Raw genomic sequence first — 22,454 nt, 5'->3', positions numbered from 1 at the left:
CAGCAGCGGGGATCCCAAATGGRATCCCCGCTGCTGAGATGTTAAGGCAAAAATGGAATCCTTTTTATCCATTTATGATTGAAAAAATGGAAGCATTTATCGAGCCTTAAGTTCCTCTGAGTCTTCATTAACCACATTGATAATAACTTTGTTTCTACCTTGGTCTTTAGCTGTGTAGAGGTTGTCATCAGCGACTTTAATCCACACATCTATATCAGCTGAGAAATTCGCATTTGCAGTTATCGCTCCAATACTGGTGGTAACGGAGAACTCTTGGTTGTCAGTAGGAGAGGTGATAACCAATTCGGAAAGCTTTTGTTTGAACTTGTTTAAGTGTTGCTCAATTTTAAGCGCATTGGATAGCGGTAAAATCAATAAAAACTCTTCACCGCCGTATCGAGCCACGATATCAGTATCACGCTTAAATTCATGCTGAAGCAGCTTAGAAACGACCCGTAAACATTCATCACCCGCTAAATGTCCGTAGGTATCATTTACTTTTTTGAAAAAGTCTAAGTCAAGAATAACGATAGTGATGGCATGTTCGCCACGTAGACAAAAATCCAATAAAGCATCAAATTTATCTTCAGCATAACGACGATTTTTCAAACCGGTAAGTGGGTCTTCGTCCACAAGTGCCAATAGTTTTTTATTGGCTTGCTCTAATTCATCGGTGCGAATCGCCACGGTTTCTTCAAGTTCAAGTTGATGCTTTAACAAGGCTCGTTTACTTGAAGTTAAACGCTCATATAAATTAAACACTTCTTTCGATGAGTTTTCATCTACAACTTGGCTTTTTAATTCCTCATTACTCATTTCACCAAATTGATTGGCGACGATTTCTAATGGCGCTGTGAGTAACTGACAAACTTTTCTAGAAATTAAAGAAGTGAGAATAATTGAGATAATAAGCAGTATAAATGTGCCCATCATCTGGGTTTCAGCTGTTTTTAATAATGGCGAAAGTGGCTGAAGGACATAGAGTTGCCAACCATTACTTAATTGCTTTTTGGTATAAACATGATCAGGTGAAGTCGCGTCTAAATTATTAATTTTTATCACATCTAACGCGATGTGGTACTGACCTTTATCATTAGAGTATTTAAAGTCTTCGTGTTCAGTTAATCCAAGCTCTGATGTGGCATAAATAATTTGATTATTATTATCGACTAGAACAAGTAGCTCTTTGTCACCAAAGTTATTTTGGTTATCAATACTGGAAAAGAAGCGTAAATCGAGTGAACCTTCAATGATACCTGCTACTTTGCTTTCGTTGCTGCCACTGTAAAACGGTGCGCTTATGGCAATGATTGAATCATTACCAAACCCTCGTCCTTGAAAAACGGGTGAGACATATACCTGACGATTGTGAAATGATTCAATGAAATAATCTCTATCTTTAATCGACATATCCTTGATGGTGTTATTTTCATCTAACATCATAACCCCAGGACTGCCTGCAACCACTTTTGCTTCATCATTTGCAATAAGCATAGTGATAAAGCTTGGATAGTTATTGTGCAATTTACTAAGCATAGGTTGCCATTCATCACGGCTAGTATTAGCTAAGCTGAGAAAGTTTGCTGCGTATTCAACAACTTTTATATGATTATCAATATACTGCTCAGTAGCGGAGCTGAGATGTACTGTTGTGTCGGTTAAGTTTCGTTGTAATAGGGTTTGCTGTTTGTCTAAGAATAAATAATTGAATGTCAGCGCCGAAATTAACAGACACAAGGTGAGCATCAGCGTCATGAAATAGGTAACTTGATCATTAAAAGAGCGGCGAGCTCTAGCGGCGCTTTGACCATTGAATGACCATAGTTTGGGAACTAATACAATGAGTAATGAAGCTAAACTTGCGTAAATTAATCCGTTAATTCCTTGTTTTATAATAGCAAAAGGCATGTGGCTGTCTGGTAAGTCACTAAAGGTTTTCATATATAGGTATGTCAGTGGCATACCTATAGTGAGCCAGTAGAGTGCGCTACCATATAGTGGATATAAGCCTTTCCTGCGAGAATAACCAATAAATAAAGCTTCGACGCCGAATATTAGGTAGACGTGGGGGCTGTCCCAAGTCAGCATTAAACCAGAAGCGCTTAAAAGAGCAGTGATTAAGGCGTACCATGGACCTAAAATGACAGCGGAAATAATAGTAAAAGTATTACCTATCACCAATTGAACATTGGCAAAAATAGGGATGGGATAACAATTGATAATAAAACCAATTGCACCTAGAACAAGTGCAAAAATAAGGTGTTGTGGATTTATGGATTGCTTATTCAATGAATCATCCTTGTCATTATTATGAAAAAATACTACCTGCCTTATTCAGGTAGTACAAGTCTTTGACGTGATTAGAATGACTTTGTTTTACATCATCAGGAAAACTTATCATTTCAATAGCCGATATTTACTGTCCTCGCCAAAGTAATTCGCCACTTTTATTAAGTTGATATCCCGACAGTAAGTTAGCTAATTCCGTGGTTTGAGGTTGATTTAGCAAGGTGATTAATGCCTGCAGCTGACGTCTGAAAAAGATACTTTGGGACATAACAAAGTCAAATGACTCAGTAAGTTTAGGAATAAAATGCAGGCCACTTTCTACAGCAACCGCCTGACAACCAAAGCCAATATCGGCGTTACCTCTAGCGATATAACCTGCAAGTTCACGCTCAGATTGTGCGGTAGCGGTATATAAAAGCTCATTGATATTCACGTTTTGTTCGGTTAACCAGTGCTCTAAATGACGTTGGCTTCCGGCTCCCTTTTGCCGTGAAACCCATCTAAGGGGTTGCTGAGGGACCGCAGTGCTATGGTCAAAAAGTGAAGCCATTTCTTGGCGTACCATTAACCCTTGATGACGTTCATAACCACTGACGAGGATCCATTGTTGGTGATTTGGATAACTTTTAAGTAATGAAAATAAACTATCACGATTACCTTGTTGGCTTTCCCAGTGAATACTGCAAACGTCTGCATAGCCTCTAGACAGTAATTCTAATCCTGATTTTGAGCCCGTAGCGCTATAACTGATGATTTCTTGATGATCACCTTCTGACATCAACTGCGCAACTAGCATCGATAGAAGCGGGTCGTCACTGCCAGTGATGTGCATGCGGTCTGACAACATGCCACTGTGGCATGAATCCATTAACCAACGATCTATGAGTACTTTTGGAAACAACCATTTACCTGTTACTTTTGTCGCAGGTAAAATTCGGTGATTTGCCATCGAGTAGACTTTTTTCTCGTTTAAATCCAAATATTCAGCAACTTGTTTGGTGCTCATATAAATGATGTTTGAGTCAATGGGCATAATATTCCTAGGTGCCAAGGCATGGGTTCGACATAAGCTAGTGTAAATATTGCCGTTTAACTTGCAAATCAACTTATCAGCTAAAGTTAATATTTGTGGGCAATGTTGGATTTATTCTATTTGTATTTAAGGCAAGCTTTGAGATGATACTCAGTAACACAACCTTTGATAATAGATAGTCATTAATGATCTATGCTCGTGGTAATCGATAATGAACAAAGCAAGTTTATCTGCTGAAAACAACGTCTCACCCTTATTGGATGCAGCTATATTGGTGATTGAACCTGACTTAGCCGTGTGGCAAAAAATCCAACCGACGTTAGCGCAATACTTTGGTCTTGTTCAGCATGCTAGAACCGTTGAGCTGGCAGTCGTGAGCTATAGAAGGTTTAGTTTCAATCTCATCATTATTGATATTAACCATGTTTGCGCATTCTGGCAGGCACTTGCCAGTAAGAGCAATACGTCTAGACTTGGAAAAAAAAACCATTGCTTGACTCATCGTATTGAGGATAGTGAGTGCCTAAGAGGGAATGATGAGCATATTCCTCCAGCATCTTTTATGGTGTTAAGCCGTTTGGTTGAAGCTGAAGATGTGCTTTCGATGATGAGAATGGGGGCAAGTGATTTTATTAGCAAGCCAGTACAGGTTGAACAACTTGAGTCATCAATTTCTCGATGGTGTTTGAGTAAAGGACATCATTTGACTCATGCTTGGGTGCAAGCAAACTCCGACACAATATCTGATTCAATATCTGATTCAATATCTGATTCAATATCTGGCGCTTCAAAATTAAGCTGTTCAAAAATTGTTGGCGATAGCGAAACCGCAGAAAAAATCAGAGTAAATTTAGTTAATGCGAGCCACAGTAACATCTCATTGTTAATTGAAGGCCAAGCAGGAACAGGAAAAAGAGTCGCAGTTGAACAATTACTACTTTTAGCGAAAAGTCCTCATCAGTGCCTAACAATAGATTGCAGTGACGAATTACAAATCAACTTAGATAAACTTGCAACAGATTTGGCCACTCCTCTTGAGCAGTCTTCATCTGTGATTAGCCATATTGTACTTAGTAATGTAGACCGTATTTCAGTCGCTGGTCAAATAGCCTTGATGCAACTTTTAGATTCTCCTAAAGTGGTTAATAATCACAAAATCAGGCTGATTTCTTTAGCGTGTAACTCATTATTAGAACTTGTCAAAAATGGTGCGTTTTCATCAGAGTTATATTATCGCTTAGCGGGTTTATATATTTATCTTCCTCCTCTTAATAAGCGTTCAGAGGACATTGTGCTATTGGCCAAGTTTTTTACCAATCAGTTAATCGCTAGCAATGAAAACTGCCGTGATGAATTACTGAATCGATATCAATCGTGGCAAATGACTGATTTTCAAAGTTTGACTGAGTATGCTTGGCCAGGCAATATTCAACAATTAAAAAATGCTGTTAATCAGTGCTTGCTGATGGATATGTCGCCGAAACAATACTTTCAACAAAAACCTCACACTGATTGCCAGCAAACTAAGGAGCCTGCCTTTGATGGCATTAACTCCTCTAGCCAACACTTTTTCCCCATTGAGTGGGATATGAAACAAATTGAAAAGGCTCACACTCTAAGAGTCATCAAACGCTACGAAGGCAATCGAGCCCTCGCTGCTGAACATCTAAGTGTTTCTCGTAAAACCATCGACCGTAAAGTTAAAGAGTGGGCGGTCACTGAAAGCTAGATTGACTTCGCTTATTAGTGCTTCAACTGCAACTGCTGAGCTGTTTAATTAACGTTTTATGTTTAATGGTTAGATTCACAAACTCTTTTACGACTGCATTAGTGGTGTTTTCTGGGTAGTGCACTTCTAGTGGAACTGTTGTGCCTTCGTTTGCTAATGGAATAAAGCAACAACCATAAGTATATAAGCGTCTGATACACGCAGGTGCTATGCCTATGCCGAAGTTTGCCGATACCTCAGTGAGTAATGTTTGCATGTTTTGTGGTTGGCTAGTTATTTGCGGGGCTAATTGCTCAGCCCGAAATAAATCAATGATTTTATTAAACAATCCCATTGCTTTTACACGGCTTAAAAGAATGATGTTTTCATTAACTAGCTCAGTAATAGTGACGCTTTGCTGCTGGGATAAATGATGGTTCTCAGGAACGACTACCACTAATTTGTCTTCAAAAACCTGCTCGCTTATCAGGCCACGTTGTTGCTTTGAAGGAATTTTTCTTGAGAAACCAATGTCAATATCATCGTTTTCAAACGCGGTGATTTGTTCCTGTGAGGTGAGCTCAAACAATTGAATTTTCACGTTTGGGAATTGCTGGGTGAATCGCTTAACCAGCTCACCAATAAAGCTAAAACTAGCAGAGCCAAGATACCCCACTCTTATTTGACCTATCTCACCTTTATCTATCTGCTTCACTCTTGTAAGGATTTCCTGCTCCAGTGCAAACATTTTATCTGCCTGAGCAAGTAAGTACTGACCTGCGGGAGTGATAGTGACTTCCCGAGTATTTCTAATTAACAATTTTGCACCAAGCTCTGCTTCTAAATCAGCTATTTGGCGGCTAATTGCCGGCTGCACAGTATTTAATGCTTTTGCTGCGGCAGTGAAATTTTGCAGTGTCGCTACACTAACGAAGTATCTGAGTTTTTTTAATTCCATTATCAATACCTAAAAAGTATCACTGAGATAATTATATAGCATTTCAGGTATTAGTTGGGCTTGGCTATGATATTTAGCAACAAGGTTAAGTGGAGAAAGAAAATGAAAACAGATCAACAGTCACTGAGTGTCGGGGTGATATGGGTAATGACGATCGCTGTTTGCGCCACCGTTGCTAATTTATATTACAACCAACCATTGCTGCCGCTAATGGGCTCATCGATAGGCATTGACTCAAGTGATTTGGGCATCATTCCATTTGCTAGTCAAATAGGTTACGCCGCGGCGATATTGTTCATCTCTCCACTGGGAGATGTGATGCGAAGAAAGACCATTATAGGGTTACTATCTATTAGCTTGACTCTGAGTTTGTTCGGCATTTATGGGGCAAACTCATTTTGGATGCTGGTGCTCGCGATGTTTATTGTCGGCCTTAGTGCCAATATTACCCAGCAAATTATTCCGTTTGCAGCCTCACTGGTTGAACCTAAAAATAAAGGCAAGGTGATTGCGACCATTATGACGGGGTTAACTGTTGGCATTCTATTGTCAAGAACCGTGAGTGGCACCATAGCTGAATACTTCGACTGGCGAACGGTTTACCTTGTTGCTGCATTAATTTCGATGGCAATCGGTTTTCTATTGTTTGCGGTATTACCCAATCCTATGCCAGCGGCCAAGTTAGCTTATCCAAAACTTATCCTATCGATGTTTACTCTTTTTAAAACTCAGCCCTTATTACGTGAGGCATCGGTGACTGGAGCGCTATGGTTTGCAGCCTTTAATGGCTTGTGGGCGACATTAGCCATACATGTCACTGATGAGCCATTTGCTTTAAGTGTGCAACAAGCCGGCTTATTTGGTTTTGTCGGAATGGCTGGCATTGTTGGCGCCAAAGTGTCAGGTCAATTAATTGAAAAGTGGGGGGCTAAAAAGCTTATCACTCTTGGTCTTACTTTTGTGTTGTCTGGATTTATCGTGATGGGCATATGGGGTGACAGTGTTATTGGCTTGGTTATCGGTATTTTACTGTTGGATATTGGGGTTTTTGGTTCACAAATTCCTAATCAGGTAAGAATTTTCTCTATTGATCCTAAAGCTCAAAGTCGTATCAACGCCGTTTATATGTTGTTTTATTATCTCGGTGCAGCTCTTGGTTCAGCCATTGCGGTCAAAGTGATGGCAAGTGCAGGCTGGGTTGGCTTGGTGATGTTTGGTGCAACTTTAGCACTTACCGGTCTTTGCTTTCATATCTTTAAAAATCGTTCAGTGAGTTAATCTCTATTTTACTTATAACAAGGTACATAAATGTTTAAAAAAATCACCATCATGCTACTAAGTGTAGCTAACGCTATATTCATGCTTAAATTTGCACTACCTAAGTTAATGGCTGCAGATGTCAGTGTGAGATCATTTCAACAATTTGCCGAGGTCTTACCGGTCAATGCTAACGTTTTTATGTATTTTACAGGAGTATTAGAGCTGCTTGTTGCTATAGTCTTTATTGCCAGTGTATTACTCATGCATGGTCAAAAAGGGATTGTCATGACTTTGGTAGGATTAATTTTACTGGTTGGGACACTGTCGGGGGCGCTGCTAACAGAATATTTTATAAGGCCTGCACCGATCGATTTTTTAGTGCAGCTATGTTGTATTTTCTTATTTGGCGCCGCAATTCATCTTTACTTAATCCGTAATGAGGTAAAAGTGTTGTTTAGTAAAGTATAAATAGATTGTCAGTTAACGAGTTTATTTATCCAACAATTGAAAAGGACATTTTGTCCTTTTTTTGTTTTTAGTTTGCCAATTTAAAGGATTTTGTCGTGTCGGTTGTAGTTCTAATTGGATTTTATTGAGTTATAACAGCGTGATCGTAACAATGCGCGCAACTCAAATAGGACTATCTAATTAGGATGAGATTTCCCAATGAACACCAACATAAGCAAGCCTGCGCATAAGTCACTGCATTTCTCGGTTTTATCTTTTGCTATTTTATCCAGCTTTTATGCTAATGCTGAAAGCTATGAAAGAGATCCGTTACTCAATATTCAAGAAGTTATTGTCGTAAAGGGTGAGGGGCCAACGGCTGCGCAGTCTTCAATGACACATTGGGGGATTTCTAGAGAAGAAATTGAGGCATCTGGTGCACAAAGTCTTGATTTGCTGTTGGCTAATGTTCCTGGGATTTATGTTCGTGTTGGTGGCCAAGGTACACCGAGAGTCGACATTCGTGGTTTTAAAGCCCGTCATGTTATTTATCTAATTAATGGTGTTCCTGCAAATGATGCAGAAGATGGCCAGTTTGATCCAAGTGTCATTCCAGCATCGCAGATTGAATCAGTTGAAGTGTCAGTGGGACCATCATCAGTCTTGTATGGCCCAGGCGGCGCAGGTGGTGTGATTAACATCATTACAAGGCAAGGCGATAGTGCGCCGAGCGTATCTGGCAACCTAGAATTTGCCCAAGATGATACTTTCAATGGCAATATTAATGTCGCTGGAAGCGGTGATAAGTGGCAAGGGTTTATGAGCTACAACCGTCAACAAAGAGATGGGTACCCATTATCTTCAGACTTTGAAGAAACCGAAGAACAAGACAGTGATACTCGTTTAAATGCTGATAAAACCTTAGATAATTTCTATGCCCAAGGCAGCTACTTTGTTTCCGATGACACCATGCTTACTGCCAACTTTAACTATAAGTCTGGTAGCTGGGGAAAACCAAGTACTGACGGAACAGGAACCAGCAAATCTAAATATGAACGAGTTGATGACTTTGAAAGCTCCATTGTTCAGTTAGGTTTTGCACATAAATTCTCTGATACGTTGGCTTTGCGCGGCTATGGTTATCACAATGAAAGTCAAGTATTTGAATCGGCATATGCCAGCAGTGATTACAGTGAAATTACCTCTACACAAGATGGAACTTCAACCGTTCAGGGCGGTAATCTGCAGTTAATTGCTGACTTTGATAAAGCTGGATTATTAACGGGCTCTATTATCAGTGAAAAACAAAGCTGGGAATCTATTAATTATGAAGCTGAAGATACCAGTGTATCTGTCTTCGGCGATGGCTCAGGCAGTGGTGGAGGCTCTGGTGGTGGAACAGGCGGTGGTTCAGGTGATGGCTCAGGCTCAAGCGATGATTTTAACAAAGATGGTTGGTTGAATACTTTAGCGGTTGAGTATCAGTATCAGCACAACGACCAATATGGATTTACCATAGGCGGGGCAGCACACAGTCAAGAGCGTGATGAATCTGATGACACCAATTACTCAGCGCAACTATCGAGTTATTGGAGAGTTGCTGAAGACAGTAAACTACATGCGGGTATTGCCCGTAAGGTCAGGTTTCCTTCATTAAGAAATTTATACGCTCAGTCTTCAGGCAATAGTGAACTAGAACCTGAAGAGTCTGCCCATTTTGAATTAGGTTTAAACCAAGGCTTTGCCTATAACACCAGTATGGATATCACTGGCTATTATACGGATGCCGAAAACTACATTGCCAAAGATACTGATGGTGTTTACCAAAATATCAGTAACTACGCGTTTAAGGGCGTAGATTTTTCAGTTAGAAATGAATATTTTGACGATTTAGACTTAACAGTTTCTTATAGTTATTTAGATTCAGAAGATTCTGATAATGACCTCATGAACGAACTTGAGTACCGCCCTAAACATCAGTTTAGATTCCAAGGTTTATATCAGTTCGATTTTGGGATGAGTGTTAACCTGAACGTCGAATATATTGCTGACCAAATTTACTACACTAGTGAGAAAATATCTGGTGAAACAGTATCAGTAAGAAATGAAGTCGATAATTACACCTTAGTGGATATCAATATTGTTCAACCATTAATGGTGGACAATTTAGAGGCGTATATCCGCGCGACAAATCTGTTTGATGTTAACTATTACCAAAGTGAAGCACTACCTCAAGCAGGTAGACAGATCTTTGTTGGTATTAATTGGCAGCTGTAGTTAATGACGTTATTGGCATTAAATGAGGTAAGCTTTCAACAAAGCTCAACTTCAAATGACTTATTCAAACAGCTGAACTTTACTGTGTCAGCAGGTGAGTGTCATTGCATATGTGGCGTAACAGGGATAGGAAAATCTACCCTGTTACAACTGATGGCGATGCCAAATGACTATGAGTATCAGGGACAGATAATTCATAGCCAAGACTTGCGTTTAGGCTTGGTCATGCAAGATCCCAATGTCCAACTTATTCGTGAGTCTATTGGTGCTGAAGTAGCCTTTGGCTTAGAAAATTTAGCTTATTCACCAGCTAAAATGCTGCCTCTTGTTGAAGAAGCATTAAAAGCTGTTGGGCTAGATTTACCCTTAGAGACCTCGGTAAGTCACCTTTCTTTGGGGCAAAAATATCGGCTAATGCTAGCAGCGCAATTAGTACTTAGTCCCAATTTAATCTTCATTGATGAACCATGGGCGCAACTTGATAATGCAGGTGTAATTGAGCTAAATCATGCGCTTAAACGCTTACTTGATATCGGTGTGAGTGTTGTTATAACTGAGCATCATTCAGAAGCCTTTGCTGGGGTTATTAATACTCGTTGGTTATTAGAAAGTGGCAGATTACACAAACAGGAAAGTCTGCCTTTATCATCGGCTAGAACTACTTCTGATTTATCTCACGGCTCACGGGGTGATTGCTTTGATGATGTTTGTTTAACAGCAACAAATTATACAGATAAAACTGACCCTAATACTGCCTCTAATACTCACACTAATACTGGCTCTAATACTGACAAGATATGTCTAACCGTTTTTCCACTGACCATTCAATTTGAAGATGCTGAGCCTCTGCTACAAGTTAACCAAACTTTGTACCTAAATGCTGGCGAGGTCGTGGGCCTGTTTGGGGAGAATGGTTGTGGAAAATCGAGTTTATTAAATCAATTTGTTGGTATTGATGATAGCAATAAAGCCGATATTTTGATGCTTGGTAAAACGCCTAAATTAGGGCGTTTTGGCAAAGAGCTTGGTTTTTTGATGCAGCGTCCATCGAGGCAATTGTTCGAATTAACTGTGCGTCAGGAACTCGAGTTCAGCTTAAAACGTTATGACTTACCATTATCTAGCGCAAGCGAGATCCTCAAGTCGCTCGAAATCACCCATTTAGCCGAGCTTTCCCCCCATAAGCTTTCTTACGGTCAGCAGCATTTAGTGGCGTTAGCATCAGTAATGTGTGTCAAACCTAAAGTCTTGCTACTCGACGATCCTTTCGCGGGATTAGATAGCCAGTACTTTGCAAATGTTATTGATGCTTTAACTGAGTTTACTCGCCAAGGCGGCGCCATTATCATTACCAGTCATCGGCCAGTGCTAGAGGGGATGATTAATAAGTGTTGGCTGGTAAATAATAAACAGTTGCACGAGAAAACTTGTAATCATCCAAGCTTTGCTTGCCCAAATGAAAATCTACAACTAGATGATATTCAAAGGGTAAATCTATGACTAAGGGGATATGCCATAGAGGTCGTTATAACAGTGAAGCTCCTTGCCTTAAAGACAAAACAGGCTCTTTGGACGATAAAAAGCTGACCATTTCGTCAATACACTCTGGGAGCGTTGACTATAGCGCATTGTTAAAAAAGTCTAAAAAAACATTGTGGCTATGCGCATTGGCTATTTTATTTAGTATCGCATTATCCAGTAGTGCGTTTTTAGTGACTGCTCAGCAACTTAGTTACCTAGTCGCCATTAATTTAGTATTGGTATTTCATGCTTGGTGTTGTAATGCGCGATTAAAGCCTCTGTTCAAATTATTTGCTATTCAATCAGCGATCACGCTGGGACTTTATTATTTGTTTTATGGCAGCGAGAGATTAATTGAAGCCTTGGTTGTGGTGCTAAGAATAATATTAGTCATGCTACCTAGCTGGTGGCTTGCGAGTACACAGACTGCGCATCATATGAGCCGTGTTTTATGTCTTATTTTACCGAGTAAGTGGGCTTTTGTTGTAACCACATCTATCAAGCTGTTGCCATATATTACCCAGGAAGTGAGAGATATTTATCATATCCAATGCCTACGTGGCGCGCGAATTACGGCAAAAGATTTAATCAATCCTTTGAACTGGACTGAATTGGTTCGCTGCGTGTTATTTCCATTATTAATCCAATTGCTCAGTTTATCTAAACATATCGCTAAATCAGCCCAGCAAAGACATTTCGATAAAAATCGTAAACACACACATTGGCCATTAAATTAGTTATTCAAATTAAAGAGGATTCATCAATGAGGCAAGGCTTCACGTTACATAATGCATTATTCATCGGCTTTTGCGCCACTTTATTGGTGGCGATTAAAAGCATGATGAGGATGAAGTTGGGGTTAACCGGACATTCGATGTTTTTAATGAGTTTATTTTATTTAGTGTGTTATGGCGCCACAAATAAGGTTGGCAGTATGACCTTGTGTGGTCTTCTGGCTGGAATGTTGGCGATGATTTTAGGCGTGGGTAAAGGTGGGCCGTTTATTTTGCTTAAATTTACCTTACCTGCATTTGCGATGGATCTGGCATTGATATTTATGGCAAACCTTTTCACGTTACGTTGGCGCTGCATTTTACTTGCCGTTATCGGCAGCCTTGCATGGGCAAGTAAATCATGGATTCAAAATTTAATGGTAGGAATGGATCCGCAAGTTGCATTCATTCAGTTTGGGATAAGTAGCTTTAAAGGTGGGTTGTTCGCAATTGCTGGCGCTTTACTAGTGCCAATTATTATCCATCGGTTGGATGCTCATGATTTATTAACAAAAAATAGGATGTCGCAGAAATGATGAAAAGCTGGTTAATTTGTATTGATGATACCGATGATATTGGCACCAAGGGAACGGGTGAAATCGCTGAAGAGATAATGCATCTACTGATGTCAAAAGCGATTGATGCCCAAAGTGATAACCAAGGTAAAGCTGAAGTGAAAAATAATCAGCCTTCAGCATGGGTCACTCGACATCAGTTATTTGTACATCCAGATATTCCTTATACTTCCCATAACAGTGCTATGTGTTTTGAAGTGAACACATCTCTCGCTTTAGCTGTGATAAAGGATATTTGTGTCATGCACTTAAAAACTGAATGTGCTTTAGCCGCAGATCCAGGTTTAGCGATTGTGGAGAAAAGTCTTCTATCGACAAACAATATTCAGCGCTTAATGACGTTTGGCTTTGAAACTAAACAGCAAGTTAAAACTAAGCCGGATGCTTATGAACTTGCAGCAGATATGGGTATTGATTTATCTGAGCACGGCGGCACTGGACAAGGGGTTATTGGCGCGATTGCAGGAATTGGTTTACGTCTTTCTGGTAGAGATGGGCGGGTTAAAGGTCAACTCGACATAGGATTAACCGAATCAACACCTGAATTAACCATCACCGTACAACAGATTAAAAAGTTAACTGGGCTAGATGCAGTCATAGAGCTAAATGGTTTTTTATTAAAAGATCATGAAGTGGTTCATGTTAGCGGAAAAATAAAAGCTGTAATGCAAAATCATCAGTTTGCTTTACTGGTATACCAGCATCGAGATGAAGTGACAGGCGAGCCTCAATGGCGTAATGCATTAAAGCAACAATTAAAAAAATACTAAGAAGTGGGTGAATTATGGCAGACGCAAAACCTTCTAAAATGTTGAATTGGTTTTACTTAAGTGAAGGGCGTTGGATATTTCGTTTCACTAATGAAGACTCAGAAAAAGCGCAGCTAGCCGCTTCTCATTGTATGTCTTTTATGGAAGATGATGAAGACGAAATGATTGATGATGAGCTAAGAAGTTGCTTCAATTGTATGAAGAGGCGCTGGCTTATTGAAGGGTTTGAATGTCGTGGTATCTCAAACTGTAACTGAGTTAGTTCAATTGAGTTAGTGCAACTGAGTCTGTGCAAGTGAACTTCCATCTGGTATATAAATTCTGTTCGATAAACAATTGAGTCAATAATAAGAGCTGTTTTCAGTGGCTCTTATTATTACCAGCGTTATTCGTCAATGATAAGGATATTAGCTGTATTTACCCATTTAACTTTAGCTGTTTGATAATCTTTAAATCTTAAAACCTGCAACAAAACTGCTATTTTCTTCCTCGTTAATTTCATTCATTGCTCTCTATTCCTCATTCATTCCTTAATCCATTGTTACCTATTTCTGAAGTATTTCTGATCATTTTAAGCTTTTTATAATTCGACCTTGGTCTAAAAAAGGGGAGTTACCAGTACAAGTGTTAGGTCTGTGTAATCAACTTAAGTGTCTGAATGTAAATAGTTATTGGTGTTGATATATCGAGATGGGTTCTTAGCTTTAGACTAAGGTCGTGATTGTCGTCACATTTTGAGTTGCTAGATTAACAAACGACTTTAAAAATAATTAGCACAGGGGAGTCACAATGGCTTTTGAAAATGAAGACAAGGCAAATGGATATTGGAGCGAAAACTTACGACTAGTTTTAAAACTACTCGCAGTTTGGGCGTTTGTATCTTTTGGGTGCGGCATTTTATTAGTGGACGTACTAAACGAAATTACTTTTATGGGGTTTAAATTAGGTTTTTGGTTTGCACAACAAGGTGCCATGTATGTGTTTGTTGCACTAATTTTTGTGTATGTAGCGAAAGCGAATGCTTTAGACAAAAAATATGATGTACACGAAGACTAAGGAATAAATCATGGATGTTCAAACGTTAACTTATCTCATTGTTGGGGTCACTTTTGCCCTCTATATCGGTATTGCCATTTGGTCTCGTGCTGGTTCAACTAAAGAATTCTATGTTGCTGGTGGTGGGGTTCCACCAGTAATGAACGGTATGGCAACTGCAGCAGATTGGATGTCAGCGGCATCATTTATCTCACTTGCAGGTATTGTCTCATTTACAGGTTATGACGGCTCAGTTTACTTAATGGGTTGGACGGGTGGCTATGTTCTGCTAGCGCTATGTATGGCTCCTTATCTTCGTAAGTTTGGTAAGTTTACAGTGCCAGACTTTATCGGGGACCGTTACTACTCACAAGCTGCACGTACAGTAGCAGTCATGTGTGCCATCTTTATCTGTTTTACTTATATTGCAGGTCAAATGCGTGGCGTAGGTGTGGTGTTCTCTCGCTTCTTAGAAGTCGACGTGGAAACCGGTGTTTATATTGGTATGGCTGTGGTGTTCTTCTATGCGGTATTAGGCGGCATGAAAGGAATTACTTACACTCAGGTTGCTCAATATTGTGTGCTGATTTTCGCCTTCATGGTGCCAGCAATTTTCATCTCAGTGATGATGACAGGTCATATTTTACCTCAAATCGGCTTTGGTGCTGAAATGGTTGATGCTGCGGGTAATGGCACGGGGGGGTACTTACTTGATAAGCTCGATGGATTGTCGGCTGAACTAGGGTTTGCCCAATATACCGAAGGCTCAAAGAGCATGATTGATGTGTTCTTTATCACGGGTGCATTAATGTTCGGTACGGCAGGTTTACCACACGTTATTGTTCGCTTCTTTACTGTACCAAAAGTAAAAGATGCGCGTGTATCTGCGGGTTGGGCATTGGTATTTATTGCAATCATGTACACAACAGTTCCAGCATTAGCAGCGTTCTCTCGTGTAAATATGATTGAAACCATTAATGGTCCAGATTCAACCGGTGTTTCTTATGAATCAGCACCAGAGTGGATTAAGAACTGGGAAAAAACAGGTCTTATTACCTGGGATGATAAGAATAATGATGGCAACATCTATTATACCAATGGCGATGCCAATGAAATGAAGATTGACCGCGATATCATGGTGCTCGCGACTCCTGAGATTGCTTCATTGCCAGCATGGGTTATTGCACTGGTAGCTGCAGGTGGCCTAGCTGCTGCACTATCGACTTCAGCAGGTTTATTGTTGGTTATTTCAACCTCGGTATCCCATGATTTATTGAAGAAAAACCTAATGCCTGATATATCCGATAAAGAGGAACTCAAGTACGCCCGTATTGCAGCAGGTTTAGGTGTTGTAATGGCTGGTTACTTCGGGATTAATCCTCCTGGATTTGTGGCTGCGGTGGTTGCTATTGCCTTCGGGTTGGCTGCATCATCACTGTTCCCAGCAATTATTATGGGTATCTTCTCTAAAACAGTGAATAAAGAAGGCGCGATTGCCGGTATGCTATCAGGTCTATTTTGTACCGCTGCTTATATCATCTACTTCAAGTTTGTTAATCCAAGTGCCAACATCAGTGATAACTGGTTCTTAGGTATTTCACCTGAAGGCTTTGGTCTGGTTGGTATGTTCATTAACTTTGGTGTTGCATTTGCTGTAACTAAAGTGACTAAGAAAATACCTGATGATGTGGTGGCAATGGTTGAGTCGATTCGTTTCCCTAAAGGATCTGGCGAAGCTCACGATCACTAGAATCATATCTTAATCGAACAGCAATAACGGATTTGCCATTGCTGTTACTAAAAGAGCGCTTAGGCGCTCTTTTTTATTGCTCTAGTTTAAGTAACGAGTTGAGCACTATGCAGATATCATTATAAATTCACTTAGAAAAAGACCTAACCTTAAGTCGAATAGAGCCTTATTTAAGATTTACGTATAGTTGATATTGTAAAGTTTATTTACAGCACTGACGTTAATAGCGTTATGAAGAGGCCAATATGAAAGATGCGAGCGAACTCCAACCTATATTGCAGTTTATTCAAACCTTAGTGCCTTTTGACTCTTTATCAGAAGCTAGCTTAGTTCGTTGTTGTCAGCAGCTCACCATAGGTTATTACAGTAAATCCAGTAAAGTTGTTCCTTTAGATGAAAACCATCCACAGCTCTATATTGTAAGAAGCGGTGCCTTTGAAGTGAAAGACGATCAAGGGGAATTACTCGATAGGTTAGGTGAAGGGGATTACTTTGGTTTTCCTTCACTGCTATCTGGGGAAAAAGTCAGTAATCAGGTACAGATTTTAGAAGACAGCCTTGTTTACCATCTTGATCCAGAAACGTTCAATTATCTTAGAAATGAAAGTCGAGTTTTCGATCGATTTTTCAATCGTGCTTTTGCAAAAAGAATGCGCCATCAGGCAAAGTTTAAAGCTAAAGATTTAACTACAACGAGTCGAGTCAATAGCTTGATGTCTGTGGATCCATTAACGATTGATTGCCATGAAACGGTAAGTGAAGCCGCTAAGAAAATGCGAACCGCGCGAGTGTCATCGGTATTAGTCATTGATAATAAAAAATTAATAGGCATTTTAACCGATAGAGACTTACGTAATAGGGTATTAGCTGAAGGCTTTGATGGTCATTTAGCTGTCCATCAAGCTATGACAGCAACCCCTAAAACCTTGAGTGCCAATGCTTTGGTGTTTGAAGCCATGTTATTGATGAGCGAACATGGAATACATCATTTACCCATTATGGCCGAGAGCACAGTCGATGATAACCCTGAACCTGCAGCAGTAGGTATTCTTACCAGCACTGATATTTTGCGTAGCCAAAGCTCTCAGCCGTTATTACTTATTGGTGAAATAGAAAGGCAGCAAGATATTGAAAGTTTGATTAATGTCAGTAAGCAAATTCCAGTGTTACTGCAAAATCTTATTAGCGCCGATGCGAGGGCTGAAGAAGTAGGCCGCGTGTTAACCTCAGTCACTGATGCATTAACTCGGAGATTAATCATTCTTAACCAGCAAATTCTAGGTGCGGCGCCAATGGCATTTTGCTGGTTAGCGTTTGGTTCCCAAGGTCGACAAGATCAAGCTGCGTGCAGCGATCAAGACAATGGTTTATTGCTTGCTCATGAACCAGATGAACATGCCAAAGGTTATTTCAACGCCTTATCTCATGCTGTGTGTGAAGGCTTAGACAAGTGTGGGTATATTTATTGCCCTGGCGACATTATGGCGCAAAACCCTAAATGGCGCTTATCACTTGATAAATGGCAGCGCCATTTCGAGCAATGGTTAACAGCCCCTGAACCCAAAGCATTAATGCATGCCAGTATCTTTTTTGATATGCGCGCAGTTTATGGTCCACAGAGTTTATTTGAGCAACTACAAGATCATGTACTTGAGCGTACGAAAGATAACGATATTTTTCTTGCAGGTATGGCGGGAAACTCTTTAGTGGAATCGCCGCCACTGGGATTTTTCAGAAAGTTTGTCCTTGAGCGAGACGGCAGTGAAGTAAAAGGCATGGACTTAAAGCATAAAGGTGTAGCGTTAATTAATGATATTGCTCGGGTGTATGCACTCAGCGCTGGTATAACTGAAGTGAATACGCCAAAACGTATACGAGCGTTAATGGATGCAAATATTATAAATCGTAAAGATGCTTTAAATCTGGCAGATGCTCATGAGTTTATTGCCCATATGCGCCTTGCTAATCAAGGTGAGCAGTATACCAGTCAACAAGAAGTGACCAATTACTTAAAACCTCAGCAAATGTCTTCGTTAATGAGACATCAATTGCGGGATGCATTTAAAGTGGTACATGATGCCCAATCAGGGCTTCGAATGAAGTTTATGCGGAGCTATTAATTTGTGAATGAGTTATGGCTTAAAGCACGTTTATATTATGAAATGTTTGGTCACAAAGATGTGCTATCTGAATATCATCATGCATGTTTATCAGCAATTGAAAACTTGATTACTCAGACTCCATTAATGGCTATTGACTTGGAGATGACAGGGCTTGATCCACAACAAGATCAAATTATCAGTATCGGTATTGTTCCCATTGAGCCAGGCAATATTCCATTATCAATTCCATTGGCTAAAGCACAGCAGATTATGATCAATATTGATGGTAGTGTTGGTCAAAGCGCTGTGGTTCATGGCATTGTCGATAACCATCTATCGAGTGCACTGACGTTAGAGAAAGCAATGGAATGGTTTATTGAGCAAACCAAGGGACATATCCTGCTTGCACATCACGCACCAATGGACGTGGGCTTTTTACAATCTCATTTAGCTAAAACCTATAATCGAACAATTAAATTGCCTTTTATTGATACTTTAGCGTTAGAGAAACAACGACTGCTTCGACAGCATGATGTATTAAAAGAGGGGAGTTTACGTTTAGATGCCTGCCGCCAGCGATATGGGCTGCCAACTTATTCAGGACATGATGCATTAACGGATGCTTTAGCGTGTGCAGAACTTTTTGTCGCGCAAGTAAATGCTATCGGTGACATTAACCAATTGTCGGCATCAGAATTTATCTCAATTTAAATATGTTTATCGAGTTGAATATGGAATGCTAAAACAAAAAAACCAGCACTATGCTGGTTTTTTAATGAGTCTAACAAGCTAACTTATTAGTCACGATTAGTAAAAAAATCGACTCCAGGCTTTATCAGTTCAAGCGCCGAAACTTCACATGGTGGCAGTTCAGCTGTTGGGGCATTAATAGGCGTCGTGCGCTCTCCCCATTTCAGCAGTAATGCAGCCGAAGTAAGACCTGCACCAAATGCACATGATAATATTGTCTGGCCAGCAGTCATTCTACCTTGCTCTAAGGCATCACAAATTGCGATAGGGATAGTCGCTGCTGAAGTATTACCGTAATTTGCAATGTTGACGAATGCTTTTTCTTTTGGAATTTTCATACGGCTAATTAGGGTATCAATAATACGCTCATTTGCCTGATGAGGAATGACAAGATCTACATCTTCTTTAGTCATGTTGCAGTTTTCAAGGACTTTAGTACTTAAGCCGCCCATTCCATGAATCGCACGTTTAAAGACTTCTTGACCATTTAAGTTAATGAAGAAATCTAGAGAAGATGAATCGAAACGATCCATTTGTGTACCAAATCCAGATGATAAAATATCACGAGCAGCAGGGTCATTATTTAGCTCGTAACCCAGTACACCACCAGGCTCATTACTTGCCTCAATAACTACTGCGCCAGCACCATCACCAAACAATACAGCAGTTTCGCGACGTGACCAGTCTAGATAAAATGATAATCTTTCAGCGCCAATCACTAATACTTTTTTATTTTGGCCGCTTTTTATTAATGAACTACCCATACCTAGGGCATATAAGAAACCACTACAGGCAGCATTGATATCAAAAGCACCACAAGTTGCGCCAACATTAGCTTGAACTGTAGATGCGATATTTGGAATAAGCGTGTCTGGGCTAGCCGTTGCAAGAATAATTAGGTCTAATTCACTACCGTCAATGCCAGCAGCTAATAAAGCATTTTGCGCAGCGACTGTAGCAAGTTCTGACGTGTTCACATGACTAATGTGTCTTTCACTAATGCCTGTACGAGTTTTAATCCACTCGTCAGACGTTTCCATAAAGGTGGCTAAGTCATCGTTGGTCAATTTTGCTGGTGGGACACATTTTCCCCACCCGGTGATATGAGCATACTGCATGTGTTTATCTCTCAAATAAAATTTAAAATTGTTTGCTAAAACGACACGTTAATTAGTTTCAAATTAATCGATTTGCTGAATCACTAATTTTTTTATGGCTTTTGCTGCATGTAAAATATGCTCTCGCAAAAGGTGGGTCGCTTTTTCGATATCTTTGTTTTTACATAACTCGAATAATTCACGATGCTCACGCTCCGCAGTAGGGATCCCACCTGTTAATAATAGCTGTAAGCGGATATAACGATCGCAGTTATTATTGAGTCCATGTACAACTTCAAGTGTATGTGGCTTGTTTGCGGCTTCATATAAACAGGTATGAAACTGAGTATTGAGTTCACTCCAAATCGCTACAGAGTCTTCCAATTTCAAAGCTGATTCTAATTGCGCTAACACTGAATCAGCTTTTTTGAAATCTTCCTCTCGCAAATTAGGAATTGCTTTTGCAAGAAGGTCGGTTTCGATCATAGCCCTTAATTCAAATAATTCTGTGACTTGCTCGACAGAAAGTTCAGTCGCAGTTGCACCTTTATGAGCTTCAAACTTTACTAAGCCTTCAGCTTCAAGCTGAACTAATGCTTCACGTACCGGAATACGACTTACATTGAGCTGCTCAGCAATAGCTGATTGTCTAAGAGGTTCGCCTGCTTTTATATAACCAGACAAAATGCGTTCTCTAAGCACTTCAACAACGGCTTGAGTACGAGTTTTATGAATTATTGGTTTTATTTGACTCATTACTTCTTAATAAAATGCCACAAAATATCTACGGAAGGGTAACCTTTACTGAACGCATTATAAAGTACAACAGCAAAAAATGTTCCTTTTATAATACAAGTGCATAATTTTCTCAGTAGTGGGATAATCACCTTAATAGAGAATTTAGGAGTAATACCGTGAATAAAGCCGTTTTTTTAGATCGTGACGGAGTCATTAATATAGACAAAGGTTATGTACACCTTGTGGACGACTTTGAATATATAGAAGGGGTTTTTGAAGCTTGTTTAGCTTTTAAAGAAATGGGCTACAAAATTGTGGTTGTAACTAACCAGTCAGGTATTGCACGTGGAATGTACTCAGAAGATGACTTTCATCATTTAACTGAGTGGATGGATTGGAACTTTGCTGATAAAGGTGTCGAGTTAGATGGCATATATTATTGCCCACATCATCCAGTGAAAGGGTTAGGGGAATACAAGCAAGATTGTGATTGTCGTAAACCAAAACCTGGAATGTTACTTGATGCTGCTAAATTTCTAAAAATAGATATGGCCAATTCTATTATGGTTGGCGATAAAGCTGATGATATTCGGGCTGCAAAAGCTGCAGGTATCAATACAGCACTATTAGTTAGAAGCGGTAAAGTAGTAGATGAAGCGGGTATTGAGCTTGCTACTGAGGTTGTTGATAGTATTGCTGACGTACCAGCTTTCTTAAAACAACAGTAAACAAGGTAATGTGTCACCTTAAAATAGTGCTAAAACCTGATGGAAAGCGCTTTTTTGATGGTTTTTAGCTCGAAACGTTTAAAAAGTGTGCTTTTGAACTGTTTTTTATAAATTATTTAATAAAAGCACTTGCGGGATAAAATGATTTCCCTATAATGCGCAACCACTGACACGGAACAAGGCGTCTAACGCTAGTTACCGAGTCCGCTCTTTAACAATTTATCAAGTAATCTGTGTGGACACTCACAGGTGTTGAGTTAATCGAAATTGCTTCTTTGGAAGCAATCAAAATTATTATCAATGTAACGATGAGTGTTCATAGCAATATGTAACAAACAGGATGTAGATTCTTCCGAGTCTGCATAATGTAATCAGAATTCATTGAGCCGAGACTTTTGTCTCAACAAAACTTTAATTGAAGAGTTTGATCATGGCTCAGATTGAACGCTGGCGGCAGGCCTAACACATGCAAGTCGAGCGGTAACAGAAAGAAAGCTTGCTTTCTTTGCTGACGAGCGGCGGACGGGTGAGTAATGCCTAGGGATCTGCCCAGTCGAGGGGGATAACAGTTGGAAACGACTGCTAATACCGCATACGCCCTACGGGGGAAAGGAGGGGACCTTCGGGCCTTTCGCGATTRGAT

At 39.9% G+C, this 22,454-nt stretch carries 19 protein-coding genes and 1 rRNA gene; 15 read left to right on the top strand and 5 right to left on the bottom strand.

Going from position 1 to position 22,454, the window contains the following annotated elements; genetic code table 11:
• Window positions 1-96 precede the first annotated feature (96 nt).
• Together FNZ24_RS19465 and FNZ24_RS19460 are read right to left on the bottom strand one after the other, a co-directional pair.
• Entirely contained in the window at window positions 97-2,289 is a 2,193-nt protein-coding gene (locus FNZ24_RS19465; RefSeq protein ID WP_228768551.1) for a diguanylate cyclase, read from the bottom strand.
• A 127-nt stretch (window positions 2,290-2,416) separates the two neighbouring features.
• Window positions 2,417-3,322 (bottom strand): helix-turn-helix transcriptional regulator, encoded by a 906-nt coding sequence (locus tag FNZ24_RS19460; protein WP_153916460.1) that lies wholly within the window; start codon window positions 3,320-3,322, stop codon window positions 2,417-2,419.
• A gap of 211 nt (window positions 3,323-3,533) precedes the next feature.
• Between FNZ24_RS19460 and FNZ24_RS19455 the strand changes: the two genes are divergently transcribed.
• Window positions 3,534-5,051 (top strand): helix-turn-helix domain-containing protein, encoded by a 1,518-nt coding sequence (locus FNZ24_RS19455; protein WP_153916459.1) that lies wholly within the window; start codon window positions 3,534-3,536, stop codon window positions 5,049-5,051.
• 22 nt (window positions 5,052-5,073) lie between these two features.
• Here FNZ24_RS19455 and FNZ24_RS19450 read toward each other — a convergent pair whose 3' ends face one another.
• Window positions 5,074-5,988: a LysR family transcriptional regulator gene (locus FNZ24_RS19450; RefSeq protein WP_153916458.1), complete on the bottom strand. Its 915-nt coding sequence runs from the start codon at window positions 5,986-5,988 to the stop codon at window positions 5,074-5,076.
• A gap of 102 nt (window positions 5,989-6,090) precedes the next feature.
• On the opposite strand from FNZ24_RS19450, the gene FNZ24_RS19445 reads away from it, so the two are divergent.
• The 12 genes from FNZ24_RS19445 (at window position 6,091) to FNZ24_RS19390 (ending at window position 19,209) form a co-directional block, all read left to right on the top strand.
• Complete coding sequence (locus tag FNZ24_RS19445) at window positions 6,091-7,266, top strand: MFS transporter (RefSeq protein ID WP_153916457.1); 1,176 nt, start codon at window positions 6,091-6,093, stop codon at window positions 7,264-7,266.
• Window positions 7,267-7,296: 30 nt separating this feature from the next.
• Window positions 7,297-7,716 (top strand): hypothetical protein, encoded by a 420-nt coding sequence (locus FNZ24_RS19440; protein ID WP_153916456.1) that lies wholly within the window; start codon window positions 7,297-7,299, stop codon window positions 7,714-7,716.
• A 198-nt stretch (window positions 7,717-7,914) separates the two neighbouring features.
• Entirely contained in the window at window positions 7,915-9,972 is a 2,058-nt protein-coding gene (locus tag FNZ24_RS19435) for a TonB-dependent receptor plug domain-containing protein (protein WP_153916455.1), read from the top strand.
• Window positions 9,973-9,975: 3 nt separating this feature from the next.
• The gene (locus FNZ24_RS19430; RefSeq protein WP_153916454.1) at window positions 9,976-11,472 is read left to right on the top strand and encodes an ATP-binding cassette domain-containing protein; all 1,497 of its coding nucleotides are present in this window, start codon (window positions 9,976-9,978) and stop codon (window positions 11,470-11,472) included.
• Entirely contained in the window at window positions 11,469-12,230 is a 762-nt protein-coding gene (locus tag FNZ24_RS19425; RefSeq protein WP_153916453.1) for an energy-coupling factor transporter transmembrane component T, read from the top strand. Before FNZ24_RS19430 ends, FNZ24_RS19425 begins: the two co-directional genes overlap by 4 nt.
• Window positions 12,231-12,256: 26 nt before the next feature.
• The gene (locus FNZ24_RS19420) at window positions 12,257-12,802 is read left to right on the top strand and encodes a core component of ECF transporter (protein WP_153916464.1); all 546 of its coding nucleotides are present in this window, start codon (window positions 12,257-12,259) and stop codon (window positions 12,800-12,802) included.
• Window positions 12,802-13,611 (top strand): DNA-binding protein, encoded by an 810-nt coding sequence (locus FNZ24_RS19415; RefSeq protein ID WP_153916463.1) that lies wholly within the window; start codon window positions 12,802-12,804, stop codon window positions 13,609-13,611. The genes FNZ24_RS19420 and FNZ24_RS19415 overlap by 1 nt, the downstream gene beginning before the upstream one ends.
• A 14-nt stretch (window positions 13,612-13,625) precedes the next feature.
• A complete protein-coding gene (locus FNZ24_RS19410) occupies window positions 13,626-13,868 on the top strand; it encodes a hypothetical protein (RefSeq protein ID WP_228768550.1) in 243 nt (80 codons plus the stop codon).
• Between the two features lie 532 nt (window positions 13,869-14,400).
• Window positions 14,401-14,667, top strand: a complete 267-nt coding sequence (locus FNZ24_RS19405) for a DUF4212 domain-containing protein (RefSeq protein ID WP_153916452.1) — start codon at window positions 14,401-14,403, stop codon at window positions 14,665-14,667.
• 10 nt (window positions 14,668-14,677) lie between these two features.
• A complete protein-coding gene (locus FNZ24_RS19400) occupies window positions 14,678-16,396 on the top strand; it encodes a sodium:solute symporter family protein (RefSeq protein WP_153916451.1) in 1,719 nt (572 codons plus the stop codon).
• 245 nt (window positions 16,397-16,641) lie between these two features.
• Window positions 16,642-18,516 (top strand): DUF294 nucleotidyltransferase-like domain-containing protein, encoded by a 1,875-nt coding sequence (locus FNZ24_RS19395; RefSeq protein WP_153916450.1) that lies wholly within the window; start codon window positions 16,642-16,644, stop codon window positions 18,514-18,516.
• Between the two features lie 3 nt (window positions 18,517-18,519).
• Window positions 18,520-19,209, top strand: a complete 690-nt coding sequence (locus tag FNZ24_RS19390; protein WP_228768549.1) for an exonuclease domain-containing protein — start codon at window positions 18,520-18,522, stop codon at window positions 19,207-19,209.
• A gap of 86 nt (window positions 19,210-19,295) precedes the next feature.
• Here FNZ24_RS19390 and FNZ24_RS19385 read toward each other — a convergent pair whose 3' ends face one another.
• A complete protein-coding gene (locus FNZ24_RS19385; protein ID WP_153916449.1) occupies window positions 19,296-20,366 on the bottom strand; it encodes a ketoacyl-ACP synthase III in 1,071 nt (356 codons plus the stop codon).
• A gap of 63 nt (window positions 20,367-20,429) precedes the next feature.
• Window positions 20,430-21,101 (bottom strand): GntR family transcriptional regulator, encoded by a 672-nt coding sequence (locus FNZ24_RS19380; protein WP_153916448.1) that lies wholly within the window; start codon window positions 21,099-21,101, stop codon window positions 20,430-20,432.
• 158 nt (window positions 21,102-21,259) lie between these two features.
• On the opposite strand from FNZ24_RS19380, the gene gmhB reads away from it, so the two are divergent.
• Both gmhB and FNZ24_RS19370 read left to right on the top strand, forming a co-directional pair.
• The gene (gene gmhB / locus FNZ24_RS19375) at window positions 21,260-21,811 is read left to right on the top strand and encodes a D-glycero-beta-D-manno-heptose 1,7-bisphosphate 7-phosphatase (protein ID WP_153916447.1); all 552 of its coding nucleotides are present in this window, start codon (window positions 21,260-21,262) and stop codon (window positions 21,809-21,811) included.
• A gap of 412 nt (window positions 21,812-22,223) precedes the next feature.
• A 16S ribosomal RNA gene (locus FNZ24_RS19370) occupies window positions 22,224-22,454 on the top strand; the annotation flags it as partial.

It is taken from the genome of Shewanella sp. TC10, assembly GCF_009663145.1.
GTDB lineage: Bacteria > Pseudomonadota > Gammaproteobacteria > Enterobacterales > Shewanellaceae > Shewanella.
Note: the sequence above shows the minus strand (reverse complement) of the source record. Positions and strands in the feature narration are given on the sequence as shown.